The 13,799-nt window shown below is 45.3% G+C and carries 10 protein-coding genes and 1 pseudogene; 1 reads left to right on the top strand and 10 read right to left on the bottom strand.

The window, feature by feature from the left end; translation table 11 throughout:
* Positions 1-195: 195 nt before the first annotated feature.
* The 10 genes and pseudogenes from LRL21_RS44070 to LRL21_RS44115 all read right to left on the bottom strand — a co-directional run.
* Positions 196-1,011, bottom strand: a complete 816-nt coding sequence (locus LRL21_RS44070) for a carbohydrate ABC transporter permease (RefSeq protein ID WP_240422081.1) — start codon at positions 1,009-1,011, stop codon at positions 196-198.
* Positions 1,008-1,889, bottom strand: a complete 882-nt coding sequence (locus LRL21_RS44075) for a carbohydrate ABC transporter permease (RefSeq protein ID WP_240422082.1) — start codon at positions 1,887-1,889, stop codon at positions 1,008-1,010. The genes LRL21_RS44070 and LRL21_RS44075 overlap by 4 nt, the downstream gene beginning before the upstream one ends.
* 70 nt (positions 1,890-1,959) lie before the next feature.
* Entirely contained in the window at positions 1,960-3,291 is a 1,332-nt protein-coding gene (locus tag LRL21_RS44080) for an ABC transporter substrate-binding protein (protein ID WP_240422083.1), read from the bottom strand.
* Positions 3,292-3,360: 69 nt separating this feature from the next.
* Positions 3,361-4,209 (bottom strand): SDR family oxidoreductase, encoded by an 849-nt coding sequence (locus tag LRL21_RS44085; protein ID WP_240422084.1) that lies wholly within the window; start codon positions 4,207-4,209, stop codon positions 3,361-3,363.
* Between the two features lie 21 nt (positions 4,210-4,230).
* Entirely contained in the window at positions 4,231-5,049 is an 819-nt protein-coding gene (locus LRL21_RS44090; protein ID WP_240422085.1) for a sugar phosphate isomerase/epimerase family protein, read from the bottom strand.
* A gap of 14 nt (positions 5,050-5,063) precedes the next feature.
* The gene (locus tag LRL21_RS44095; protein ID WP_240422086.1) at positions 5,064-6,077 is read right to left on the bottom strand and encodes a zinc-binding alcohol dehydrogenase family protein; all 1,014 of its coding nucleotides are present in this window, start codon (positions 6,075-6,077) and stop codon (positions 5,064-5,066) included.
* On the bottom strand, positions 6,078-7,214 hold the full coding sequence (locus LRL21_RS44100; protein ID WP_240422087.1) for a mandelate racemase/muconate lactonizing enzyme family protein: 1,137 nt from the start codon (positions 7,212-7,214) through the stop codon (positions 6,078-6,080).
* A 47-nt stretch (positions 7,215-7,261) separates the two neighbouring features.
* On the bottom strand, positions 7,262-7,957 hold the full coding sequence (locus tag LRL21_RS44105; protein ID WP_240422088.1) for a GntR family transcriptional regulator: 696 nt from the start codon (positions 7,955-7,957) through the stop codon (positions 7,262-7,264).
* Between the two features lie 501 nt (positions 7,958-8,458).
* Complete coding sequence (locus LRL21_RS44110; RefSeq protein WP_240422089.1) at positions 8,459-8,872, bottom strand: transposase; 414 nt, start codon at positions 8,870-8,872, stop codon at positions 8,459-8,461.
* A gap of 603 nt (positions 8,873-9,475) precedes the next feature.
* A pseudogene (locus LRL21_RS44115) lies at positions 9,476-12,122 on the bottom strand (DUF5695 domain-containing protein); the annotation flags it as partial.
* Positions 12,123-13,139: 1,017 nt separating this feature from the next.
* Here LRL21_RS44115 and LRL21_RS44120 point away from each other — a divergent pair.
* Positions 13,140-13,703 (top strand): hypothetical protein, encoded by a 564-nt coding sequence (locus LRL21_RS44120; protein WP_240422091.1) that lies wholly within the window; start codon positions 13,140-13,142, stop codon positions 13,701-13,703.
* Positions 13,704-13,799: the final 96 nt, after the last annotated feature.

The raw sequence follows: 13,799 nt of genomic DNA on the forward strand, positions 1-13,799 counted from the left end.
CAAGCATAGTTGGTCCATGGTATATTGAATGTACAAAGAAACCGTTCCTTTCGTAAGTGGGTGGGGGTACCTCCATTTTACCAAAGAACGGTTTCTTTTTGTTGTGAAAAATTGAAAAGAGGTGTCCCGTAGCCATTTTCATAGCTTATGGGACAGCCTCTTTTAGGTGATCGACCAACTCGATGGGCCCAATTGCTACCCCTTGACCGCGCCCGCCGCTAAACCGCTGACAACGTATTTTTGCGTGAGCATAGCCATAATGAGAACAGGCATAATGATGATACAAGCGACTGCCATTAAACCTCCCCAGTTAATACTGGAAGCCGATATGAAGTTAAAGACGGCGATAGGCAAGGTTTTCGTTTTTTCCCCGGAAAGAATGAGCGAGAACATAAAGTTGTTCCACGAGAATATAAATGCAAGCAAACTCGATGTGATAATGCCGGGCAACGATACCGGAAGGACAATGGACGTGAATGTGCGGAATTTGGAACTTCCATCAATCCAGGAAGATTCTTCAACTTCCATCGGGAACGCTTCAAAGAAAGGAATCATAATCCACATAATGAGAGGCAACCCTATTACCATGTGACTAATGATGAGAACGGTCACCGTATCAATGAGATGAAACTTGGAGAAGAGAATATACCAAGGAACCAGATAGGTAATACCGGGAATAATCTTGGCAATGAGCGCAACCGTTGCGAACGCATGCAGACGATAACGGGCAATCGCATAGGCTGCCGGTAAACCAAGCAGGAGACTGGCCACCGTCGAACCAAGCCCGACCAAGAAGCTGTTCCACAAAAAGCGCACATAATCATTTTGTTGAAACACAACGATATAGTTTTTCAGCGTCGGTTTAAACACAAACATCTGCGTTGTCGAGAAAATCTGAACTTGCGTTTTGAAAGATGCCAATAGCATCCAGATAAAAGGAAACGTGAACACGAGCAGCGCAAGCAACGTTAATACACCAAAAAGAAGACTAGGCAACCATTTTATTCTCATTGCATAGCCTCCATTCTTTTCTTGACCATGACAAGTATAAGGACAAAAATCATTATTATGAGGAAAAACAGCATCAACAGCGCAGATGCAGAACCGAGTTTCAAATATTGGAACGCCTCGGTGTACACCATAATATTTAACGTTTCGGAAGCAAAGTTAGGTCCGCCTTGAGTCGTTGAATAAATCGTATCGAATGTTTTCAGCAAATCTACTGTCCGCAAAATAACGGCAATGAGAATGGTCGGCTTCAGCAGCGGCATCGTAATATGATAAAACTTCTGCCACGCTGTAGCGCCGTCAACATCAGCCGATTCATACGGCTCGGAAGGAAGCGTCGTTAAGCCTGCCATCACGAGCAGCGCGATCATCGGAGTCCATTGCCACACATCCATAATGATAAGGGATGGAATAACTTCTGTGACAGAACCTAACCACGAGAATGTTTTCAACCCCAGACCTTTCAATAACTGGTTGGCTACGCCGATAGATGGCTCGTAGATGAGCAGCCATACCAACCCGATCGCAACCGGCGTGGATACCATGGGCAGCATTAGAAACGTTTTAACCCACTTGCTGCCGATAAATTTACGCGAGAACAGAACAGCGATAGCAATACCTAGAACGGTTTCGAGAAAAAGGGAAGGCACTGAGTGGTATAGCGTGCGCCATATGGCGCCCCAGAACCTTGGGTCCGCTAACAAGGACGCATAGTTTTGCAATCCGACCCATTTCGGAGCGGCGACAGCGGACATGCTCCATTCATAAAAACTAATCCGAATCGTATACGCGATTGGGAACGCAACGACAAGCAAAATGTACAAAGCAGCCGGCAACGTAAATACCCATTTCAAATTTCGATCCAACCATCCAGCGTTCAAGCACGATTCCTCCTTGATGTACTCGGCAACTTAAAGGGACGCGCCCTTTAAGCTGCCGATAGTTAACGGTTTACTTCGTCTTGTCTTTGTCAATAATTGCTTGCAATTCAGCATTAGCTTGGTCGGCTGCCGCCTTGATGTCCTCGCCCAGAATCGCCTTGACCGCTACGCTGCCGGCAGCGTCTCTGGCTTCGCCTACGCTGATCACTTCCGGAACGTTGTGGCCTACACCGATTTTCATGCTTTCTTGAATCGCCACTATAAGATCCTTCGGATAGTTCTCAACGCTCTCTTTTTGCGCCCAGACCGAAGTGCGCGGGCCTGGCACGCCATTCTTCTGCGCCAGCAATACTTGTTCCTTGCTCGTTGCCCATTGAATAAATTCCCAAGCGGCATCTTTGTTGACAGATTTCGTATTGATGCCAAGTCCCCAAGCTGTCGTATTGTACGGTTTGGAGCCTGCGCTGCCTGCTGGAAGCAATGCAAATCCGACTTTATCTTTAATCAATGATTTTTCCGGGTCTGTCGTATTCGTATACAACGCAGCCGTTTCTGTGTAGAAAGCCGCTTTGCCTTGTGTGAAAATGCCCATTGCTTGTGGCCATGACATATTGATAACGCCTTTTGGCCCATACTGTTTCAACAAGTTGGAATAGATTTGGAAGCCTTTAATCGTCTCCGGCGAGTTCAGCGACGCCTTCCCGTCTTTCATAAAATCGCCGCCTTCTGAGAAGAGGAACGAGGCGACGGCGGTAACTAGCGCATTTCTTTGTCCGCGACCGACAAACCCGTAAAAATCTTTATCAGGATCATGCAATTTTTTCGCCGCCGCTTCCAATTCCGCCATCGTCTTTGGAACCGCAATGCCGTTCTTTTCCAAAATATCTTTCCGGTAGTACAGAACGAATTGATCGGTAAATAACGGGATTGATTCAATCTTATTGTCGATGGATACCGCTTCGATGGAAGATTTCGCAAAGTCAGTAAAATCATATTTCGGATCTTTGTTAACATAATCATTCAGCGGAGCCGCCCAGCCATTCTTGTGATACTGAATTTTGTCCATATAAGGGCGGTACATAAATACGTCAGGAGTTTCGGAGCCGGAGGCAAATTGCACAGCAAGCTTCTGCTGCAACTGTTCCTCGCCGATGGATTGGAAGTCAACCTTTATGCCAGTAGCCGCTTCAAATTGCTTAAGCGAATTTTTAGTGGAGTCACTCCATGGGTGATTGAAGGCATACACGGTGATCTTCTTGCCGGCATACGGTTGCGCGGATGGTGAAGATGTATTCGCTTTCTTTTCTGTACTTGCCGTTTCTCCGCCACATGCTGTCGCGAAACCCATGAGCATAATTGCAGTAAGCGATACAGCTATTGATTTATTTACATTTTTTACCACTTGGAATCCCCCTCAATATATAATTGCACCTGCAATTAAACCGCTTTCAAGAATGACAGGTCTTACGAGCTACACACCGGAACAGGCCATGAATCCGCCATCTACCGGAACCGTTATGCCCGTTACAAAACCGGATTGCGTGTCGTTAACCAACCATAGCAAGGTGCCCAGCAAATCCTCCGGTTTTCCGAAGCGCCGCATCGGCGTATGCGAAATAATTTTTTGAGAGCGTTCTGTCAGAGATCCATCCTCGTTCGTAAGTAGTTTCCGATTCTGCTCAGTCAGGAAAAACCCCGGCGCGATGGCATTTACGCGAATGCCGACATCAGACAGATGCACAGCCATCCATTTGGTCAAATTATCTACCGCCGCTTTCGCTGCGCTATAAGCAGGTACTTTCGTTGCCGGGCGCGGAGCTGCCATCGAGGAAATATTAACGATGGTCGCCCCTGGGCGGTTCAACATTTGTCTGCCAAACACTTGCGACGGAACCCAGGTGCCGAGCAAGTTCAGATCCACGACATATTCGAAGCCTTCAGGTGTCATATCAAAGAAGGTCGTAATGTCCGGGCGTTCCAAGTCTTCCACTTTTAGCGTCTCATTCGTCGTATTTCCTTTCGGATGCCCCCCGCCTGCACCGTTAATGAGAATGTCGCAAGGACCGAAAGCTGCCTGCACTTGCTCGCTGGCTCTGGCCACGCTGTCTGGGTCCATCACATCGCAAGAATAGGAACGCGCAATTCCGCCTGCGGCCTGGATCTGATCAACAATCAACTGACCTTTCTCCGCAGTCCGATTCAAGATGGCTACCTGTACGCCGTACTTGGCCAGTTCTATCGCCATTGCACCGCATAGCACCCCGCTGCCTCCCGTAATAACGGCTGTTTTCCCTCGTAATGCTGTTTGAACGTCTTGCATGACGTGCCCCTCCCTTTATGTCTACACGACTGTATTAGCCAAATTTCGCAAGAAACGATACGCGCCCTCGGCTGCATCAATCGGAGTTGGACGGCTCAGGCACTCAACTGACAATGCGCCTTCATATCCGATTTTCGCCAGGGCTTCAAGGGTTTCTGTGAAATTGTAGTGCCCTTTGCCCGGATATTGTCTATTGCTGTCCGCAATATGAACATGTCCGATCCGCTTCCCTGCTTGTACAATGTTGGCGGCAATATGATCTTCCTCCATATTCATATGAAACGTATCAATATGGATTTTTAGCTTATCGGTTTGAAACGTATCAATAAACGAGATGCAATCGCTGATGCTGTTTAAGAAATCGCTCTCATATCGATTCACTGCTTCAAGCACTAAAGTAACGCCCGCTTCCTCCGCCACTTGTATGCATTCTTTCAGACTTTCGTCCAGCATCTGCCGGTAGGCGTCAGGACTGACACTATTCTTGATAATGCCTTTAATCAGCCCTATAATAACTACACAGTGCAGTTCCTTCGCCAGATGAACATAAGCTTTAACCCGCTCAATGGCATCTCTTCGCAGCTTCTCATCCGTATGGGTTAATGTGATTCCGTCTCTTAAATAGCTCAGCCCGGTTCCAATCGAAGAGACGCGAATGCCGTATTGTTGCGAGGCTAACGTAATCTCTTCCAGATTCACTTCATTCGGATGCGCAAGGTGCAATTCAACCGCGTCGTATCCGATGCTGGCAGCGGCTTTCATCGATTCCGTATAAGTGCCCCTCAACACGAATGGCGCTTCTGACGATGCCTGGTTTACAATCGTTACAGCTAATTTCATGCTGCCTATTCCCCCTATAACGTGATTAACGCTTTGATAAGTCCCGACGGAGGGCTTAGCCAATGTTGAAATTGTTCAATCGCTTGATCTATTGGCGCCTGATGCGTAATAAAAGCTTCGGCATGGATCTGATTCGCACGCAGACATTGAATCACATAGTCAAACTCTTCTTTGGTTGCAGCACGGCTACCCAGCAGTGTCAATTCTTTTTTATGAAAGTCAGGATCATAGAACGTAATATCTGCTTGTACCAGGCTCACATAGACAACCTTTCCTCCGTGAGCTGCATACTCGAAGGTACTATTCATGGATTTGGCATTGCCTGTCGCGTCAATTACGGTTGTTGGGAAGCTCCCCTCCGTAACACGGGCAAGATCCGCTATAACATCGCCCGTCGCTTGAATGGTATCGTCGACATCCGCCCATTCCTGGCAAAAACGAAGCCGATCTTCGTTAATATCCATGGCAATAACTTTAGCACCGGCCAGTTTGGCAAACTTCATCGCCGCCAGACCGATCGGTCCCGCTCCGATGACGAGCACGAATTCGTCACGACGAACTTGCGCCCGATTCACTGCGTGTAATCCGATGCTCATAGGCTCGATAATTACGATTTGCTCCAGTGACAACCCCTCGGCTTTAACGACGTAGTCTTCCGGTACGGTAATGTATTCCCGCATAGCCCCATCAACATGACAACCGATAACCTTAAGCTCTATGCAGCAGTTGCCCTTGCCGTTTCTGCAAGCCACACAGTTGCCGCATGTTAAATAAGGAATAACCGTTACATAGTCGCCCTTTTGAATACCGCGCGAATTTGGATCGATATCCACAATTTCGCCGGCAATTTCATGCCCAAGAATTCTTGGATACTCAAAATACGGCTGTTTCCCCCGATAGGCATGATAATCAGTCCCGCATACGCCAATGCGCCGAACTTTGACAAGCGCCTCTCCTGCACGTCTTACAGAAAGTTCCGTTTCGGTCATTTCAAACTGTTCGGGTTGTACACACACTATCGTTTTCATTTATTTGCTGCCCCCAACGAATGTTTTTTGTACACTTGCTGAATCGAGTTCATACGATGCGAGTTTCTCTTTGTTAAATACAATCCCGTGGCCTGGAAGATCAGACGGAATACCGATGCCGTTTTTCACAACGATCGGAACTTCTAACAACCCTAATTCGGTAAATGAACCACCGACCACATTTTCAAGCATAAAGCTGTTTTGTACGCCGCACAGCAATTGCAGCGACAATTCCATCATGTAATGCGGAGCGACCGGTTTGCCAAAAGCGTTTGCCAGGTGCGCAATCTTATGCCACTCCGTGATGCCGGCGACAAACGCAACATCCGCTTGCACAATATCAACAGCATCTGCTTTCAGATATTCCAGGAATTGATGGCGGCTGTACATGCTTTCCCCAAGTGCGATTGGCGTTCTGATCGCTTTCTTGAGATTAGCGTGACCTTGAATATCACTGTATAGGATCGGCTCTTCGATCCAGCCCAGTTGCAAGCCATCTAACTTGCTGCCTTTGTACAATGCTTCTGCCGCACTCCATTTCTGGTTTAAATCGACAAGCACTTTACCGCTTTTGCCAAGACGCTCCTGCACTTTCGTAATGCGCTCGATATCTTCGTCGATATCATCTTTACCGATCTTGATTTTGACCGTGGAGTATCCTTGCCCGATGTAACTGTCTACTCGGTCAAGCAGCTTCTCCAATGTATCCGACGTGCTCAGATTAATTTCGCTAATATAGGCGGGAATTTGGTTGCGCGCGCCGCCGAGCAATTTGTACAGCGGCTGCTTGTAATATTTGCCCATCAAATCCCAAATGGCAATATCGATGGCCGCAATCGCCATGGAGTTGACCCCAAGACCGAGGCGCCGGGACTGACGCTGCAATTTATTCCAGATTTCCTCGTAGTTAAGCGCTTCCATTCCGATAACAAGATTTTGTAAATAATCATCAATCAATGTTTTGATAACCGTGCCACCAATGTCTACCGTATAGCTCAGCCCGGTGCCTACCAGTCCTGTATTCGTATGAATCTCGACCACTATAAACTCCAGACCATCTACCTTATTCGTTGCATCTTCCCAAGGGACACTTGGCGGCATTCGAAATGCATGTGTAATTAGCTGTTGAATTTTCATGTCGTGTGTTCTCTACTCCCTCATGTCATATTTATGCGCTAGTTTAACTAATGAAAGAAGTGTCCATACTTCTTAATAATCTGAGGACGGGTCAGCTCAAGTTTGCGAAGATGTTGCAGCAGCAACTCTTCCGTGTCTTGCACCTGATTCGCTTTAATTGCCTGAAAAATGTGCTCGTGTTGTTTGATCCCCTCCCCCGCATGATGCGCCTCTTCCAACTCCAAATAGCGCATGCGATTGAGATGGCCCCGCATCTGGTGAACCACCGATTGAAGCGTCTGATTGCCCGCGAGTTCAAGAATGGCATTATGAAAATCTTCATCCAGATGTACGAACAGAATGTTATCTTCCTTGGCAACCACTTCCTTCTGCTTGGAAATCGTCTCCAGAATTTGCAGCTCAGCTTTCTTATACTTGTCATCTGCGCCATTCCAAATTTTGGCAAGATCCGTGAATGCCTTCACTTCCAGCGTTTCCCGAACCGCTTGCGCTTCATTGACCTTTTGTTCGGAAATCAAGGCAACGCGTGCTCCGCGACTTGGCATAATCTCGATGAGTTCTTCTTTAACCAACATGGAGAACGCCTCACGAACAGGCGTGCGGCTAATGCCTAATTTCGCAGCAAGCTCTGGCTCATAGATCATCTCCCCCGGATTTATTCGCAAAGAAATGATTTCATCACGAAGGGATTGATAGGCTTTCTCGCCTAGGGTATTTCTCTTTAACGAAATATTGTTTAACACCGTCGTCTCCCCTTCTTCGAATCAACTCTTCGACTTGAGCCTATTATACCGGTATACCGGTATAATAGCAATAGGGATTATCAAAAAAAATCCCCCTGCTCGTCCGCAACTGACAAATAACGTCAAGCCGCAGTTCTCCTTTGCATATCAAGATAAGAAAAACTAAGTCTCCTCTTCCTGTTTTCGTCTTTTCAATCTAAACTAATTATACCGGTATTCCGGCAAGTGATTTATAGTAAAACTTGCAATTTGAATAGTTACAAAATATTGAAGTTAATGTCATAATATAGCATCGACACCAACAAACGAATCGTTAGTCAAATCAAGGAAAAAAGTTTAGTAAGTATGTGGAATCTACGGAAATTTCGAAAACCCGATTGCAAACGGCCAAATGAAAAGAGGGGACCTCAGTCATCTATGATGACTTTTTATACGAAAATGAATGTCTGAAAAAAGCGCAAAAAGACACTCCTCTATTAAGACAAGAATGTTAAAAAATTTTTAAAAGACTTCGGTGGATTCTACTTTAACAGTGAACCCCTGGGCCTCAATCTTTTTTATCCAGTATTCCACAGAAGATGTCGAAGAGGTTAGATAGTCCCAGCCTGCTTCACGGTAAGGTATTTTGTCCTTGAGCATTCGGTAGATCATTCGAAGTATGAGATGGGCTGTCGCTATTGTTGCCTTTTTCTGCCCTCGTCGTTTCTGTATTCGATAAAAGAAAGATGCGAGTCGCGTGCCCTTAGATTTACTTGCTGCCCAAGCTGCTTGGCAAAGCACTGCTTTCAGACTTTTATTCCCCTTAGCTATCTTCGAACTTTTCTTCTTTCCTGCACTCTCATTATTCCCCGGGCTTAATCCGGCCCAAGCTGCTAGTTGCGGATCACCTCCGAAGCAAGACATAATCTCTGCCAAGATGACCGCCGATTTGACGACAAAGGATATCAACCTCTTTTTTAAAAATATGAACCTAATCGATGGGTTATCCTACCACTTTTATAAAGAAAAAGCTGCCTTATCGGGTCCAGTAAAGTCCCGAAAAAGGCAGCGAAATGAATGCTTATGTTCCAAATACTTTCCACGATTCAATCCCCGTTGAAGTCGTTGACTTCGCCGTAATATTCACACGGATTTTGGTCGTAGAAACTGGTGTAAAGGTCGTTGTATTGTATTGATTGGCAACAACACCTAAGCCTGATGGACTCCCTACATTGACCCATGCTGTTCCATTCCAATATTGCAGCGTATAAGAAGCAGGAAGATCAATGCCCTGATCGTCGTCAAACCAATAAATTGCTGTGCTCGACAACATCTTCGCTGTTGCGAAATCATATTGCACCCATTGCGTTGTTCCCGGATTATCCCAATTTCCATATACGGGGTGACCTTTGTCATTTGAACTTGTTGGCGTATAGCCGTCGTTCAGACCAGCCAGACTTTCCCAAGAAGAAACGAAGGATGTTGTCGCTGTCCCTTGAGAAGAAATATCCTGTGGCCCCGTTGAAGTGCCCACTTGTAATTTCACATCATAAGTCGCATTGGTTCCAATACTCAGACTTACAATTGTTTTTGCACCGGCGGTCGCAGTTACAGTACCTGTTTGTGTATTGTTCAGCAGCACATTGTATGTTCCTGCTGCCAACCCGGTAAACGTCACTTTGGTAACATGAGCAGCCGCTGTTGTCGTATTTTTCAATGTAAAGCTCACATCATTCTTTGCCGTTGCTACCGTAGCCGCTGTATATTGATCCCTTTCCAGTTCCATCGAGAACTTTTCGGTAATCAAATTCAGGCGTTTATATAGACCATCTTTCGGTGTAATCGTATATTTACCGCTGTTCAATGTGACATCTGCACCATATCCATATAAGCCAAAGATTGGGTCAACTGCAATATCAGCACTCAACACTTTCAAAGCGCCAAAGAGCCCTAGATCGGCTTCCCCACTCATCCCGCGCCAGCCATTAAATAATGGACCGCCATCGAGACCTAACGCACCATGATTACCTTTGTTTGCTTGGTAAGTCCAAGATACTGCACCGATATTGGCAGGGTCGCTGCTGATTTGACCGGAGTTTACGGCACTGACATTGGCGATCTTAGCCGCATAGGATAATCTTTGTTCCAGCTCCGGTTTCGTGGAGTTCGTACGAATCCAGTCATCCATCGCATAACCCGCCAGTGAAGTGCTGTATTGGAAGTTCCACCAGTTGTCTCCTGTTATTGTGACCGGATCTGCATAATAATACCATATAGGCATGTGTCCTCTTGATGCTCTTGTTTTGGCATTAATCTTGCCTTTAATTGTATTGTTGTTATTCATTTTAGCTAACATGTACACGGATTCCTCACCTGTATTATCGTAGCTGTATTCAGATCCGTATGGATAGGCATTCGCTGAGAAATTACTGTATTTTGTAGCCATTTTACTAATAATATCATTTGCTTGTGTCGTGTAGCCTTCCTCCTGCAGCGCTTTAATAATATCCGGCGTCGTCATTTCCCCCATTAAACCCGTATTCCAGTTATAAGAGACGGGACCGTCGTACAAAGCTTTAAAAACATTATAAGCGCGAAGCAAATAAGTATTTTTCGGGTTTTTGTACGTAACAAGATTCGGATATAGCTTAGCAATTTTGTACATGCTGAAATACGTGTTGTAAATATGCGGATACGCGTAACCACGATAGGTTGGCGTTGTGTTCGGCTGAGCCATTAGAAAGTCCGGCACTAGATAGTCGGTGTGATGGCCGTTCATCAGATTGGTCCACACCGCCGTTTCCAAATAATTATCAACTGCCGTTACTTCGGAGGCAACAGGGGTAATTGTATTTTTCTCTGCAAGGAATTGACCGTGTGTGAGTCCCCAATCATCGCCCCAGCCCCAATATCCTGCAAAATTATTCCGTTTGGCTTTTGTTTGCATCATCCAGTCATCAAAGACTTTATCCCGGATGTCGCCAGGTACATTCCATTGTTGATTGTTCACCATGAATGTAGCATGACGCTGCAAAGCCGTATCAATGGGCTCAATGGCATAGAACTGAAGAACCGTTTTTTCCCCGCTTCCATATGTAACAGTAATATTGTTCTGTCCCAGATGGCTCATAGTCATTTGATAAAGTTTATGATCTGTCCCCGCCGTTCCTAATGAAGTAATCGTTGTTTCCGATGGATATTGCGCACTCACCGATGTAATCGCTTTGGAAGTATGCAAATCAAATTTAGCTGTTTGGTTGGTTGGCACGATCATACCTGGCACGACATTAAAATCAATCATGCCTTCGCTGTATAGTCTTTCTTGGATTGCATACTCATCGGCTGCTTTAAAAAATTTGAAAGCATAGGTTTTACTTGCTCCTGGTGCTAACACCAAGCTTGTGCTAGGCAAGTACCCGCGACCATTGCTTTTAATAACATTGGAATGGATATAGTAGACATTTAGTCCTTTCGCATATCCACCCTGATCTGCGGCCCACATACTACCCGGATGTTCCTCAACCCGCCAGTTATCTTGATATTCCAATCCTGCGCCAGTCGTCGTATCAGGCACCATGAGCAAGGAAGGTCCTATTCCACTTGGACGCTGAGCCACGAGATAGGAGCTGTTATTCCCAATAAATGCGTGAGAAATGGTACGTGTCTCATATATTTCTTCATTATTCCCTCCAGTAAAAAACTCATTGAAAGGAAGTGGAAGACCTAAATCACCGATTTCTAACGTCTGAGTGCTCGTATTTGTAACGGTAATTTGCCATTTTAAATAATCACTGACAAGCGAATAGGATTCATCAACTTTAAAATTTTTAATTCCTGTACTGTTAGCAGAATTCTGATACGTAACATTAACCGTGTTACCGGATTGGGTAACAGTTCTAGCATCCGAAGACTTACTCGTAAGCGCTTGCAACCATGAGCCGGAACCAAGCTTGTAAGTAAACATAAGCTCCCCAACCCATTGATGGTCGGCTGTATTCTGATTAGGCGCATTCGTGGCATTCATGACATAATTGGTTGGATAAGTATCACCAACAATTTGTAGAGAAGTAATCTCCCCATTCGTACCTGTCTGCACAGTGAAATTACTGTTCGTGATAGTATTGGCTGCGGCTATCTGCGGCACCATCATAATCGCTGCGGCAGTAAAAGCAGAAGCTGCGAACATCTGTACTTTCTGTGAACTTGACAACTTGTCCCAACACTTACTAAGCATTTGCTTCATTAGTAATCCTCTCTTTCGCTTTTAGAATGTCTTCAACCTTTTGTAGAAATTTCAGCTGACGATTTTGTTCTTCTTGATCCATAAAGGATCCCGTAACGCCCCCTTATCCATATTTACCTATAAATTGATATTTAATGCTATATTGTGTTTATCTTACAATTCTATCATATATAAATTAGTTGCCCTTTACTTTAAGATTCACAACATATTTTTAAAAAATATTAACCAATCCTAACACCCATTCACAGCGATCCGATCAAATTCTAGAGGCCAGACCTCGTAATTTAGCCTTATCCACCTCGTCCTGTTAATGCGAATTGTACGTTGGGTCGGCTTCGGGATTTGGGTTCATAACCTCAGAAAAGCTGCCCAAGTGACCAAATAATCAGTAAGACGGCAAAATGGATAGGTACGGATCCCGATTGACTCCCTTCACGAGAGAGTCCCGTTTTCAAAATCGAATTTATCAGAGGAAACTACTTAGCGATCGACCGATTTCAAACGTCTCCAAGAGTTCGTCCATCTTTTGATTTTTGAACTCGCTGCCACGGTCGGTATGAAACCATTGAATCTCCCTCAGTACGATTCAGTTTTCTCACAAATGCTCGCTTATTCGCAGGATTTCGCCCTTGTAGATTTACCGTAAGATTGTAAGAGCAACCAAGTTGAGGACCAGAACAACATGAAGGCGTTGAGGAAATAGAGGGAGAGATTGAGTTCCTATACTATATACTTCCATATGATGCACGCTTCTCCACGCCGCCCCTGGAGGTTTTCACTCCCATGTCTCAACGGTAAGATAGCGTTTATGGAACTAGCTGAAGTGGCATTGTTTTTCGAGGATCGTAGCCGGTCATGCTAACGTTATGGGTCGGTGCCCTTTGTTTCAATGTATCCGGTACTCCGTGCTTCAAGCCCTTATTTTTTCTGTCCAGCTTATTGTAACCGATCCACTTCCGGGTGAAAACGAACAGGGTCCTGTTCGTGACTAAAGTATATCCGAGATTTATATCCGGATGTGCTTGTTATCAATATAATGAAAATTGGTGGAGGTACCGTATTGATAATCTGATTGCGTTGAACACATCACCAACGGCATCGGGGTCTTATGGACAACAACTCAATGGAGCTACGCTGACTGTTTTTCCGAACAGTAAGAGAGCGACATTTAGTAATGGGGATGAGCCCGGTCACTATGCTCGTATGCGGTTTAATTCGGATTTCAAAGAAATTAACCCTACGGCCCGAACGATTAAATCCTTCAAACCTGACAATATGGCTACTCCCTATAAGACCGAAACCTTTGACAATATTCCTGCAGCCCCTAAATTAACCACATATGATCCGAGTGTGTGGTATGCCTATATTGCGTATCTACCCAACTACTATGATGATATCTTTGGAGTTTCCACAGAAACTAAAGATAGTATTGATGGCGGCGATATTGGGTATTGGGCACCTGCCGGAGATCCGAAAGGAAACTATTATACAATAGCACGCCTGTTGATTAACCAAAATATGTAACAAAAAAGACCGCCGATTCGGGTAAATGGTAAGTACCACCAAACCATTCCGAAAAGAGGCGACCTCATGAATAAGTCTACCTTATTCCGAACGTTG

This window comes from Paenibacillus periandrae (assembly GCF_022458865.1).
In the GTDB taxonomy this organism is placed as follows: domain Bacteria; phylum Bacillota; class Bacilli; order Paenibacillales; family NBRC-103111; genus Paenibacillus_S; species Paenibacillus_S periandrae.

Excerpts from the sequence above, each read along its gene's own strand:
- LRL21_RS44085 (WP_240422084.1), bottom strand. The coding sequence starts at position 4,209 with ATGCAAGACGTTCAAACAGCATTACGAGGGAAAACAGCCGTTATTACG.
- LRL21_RS44070 (WP_240422081.1), bottom strand. The coding sequence starts at position 1,011 with ATGAGAATAAAATGGTTGCCTAGTCTTCTTTTTGGTGTATTAACGTTG.
- LRL21_RS44090 (WP_240422085.1), bottom strand. The coding sequence starts at position 5,049 with ATGAAATTAGCTGTAACGATTGTAAACCAGGCATCGTCAGAAGCGCCA.
- LRL21_RS44095 (WP_240422086.1), bottom strand. The coding sequence starts at position 6,077 with ATGAAAACGATAGTGTGTGTACAACCCGAACAGTTTGAAATGACCGAA.
- LRL21_RS44100 (WP_240422087.1), bottom strand. The coding sequence starts at position 7,214 with ATGAAAATTCAACAGCTAATTACACATGCATTTCGAATGCCGCCAAGT.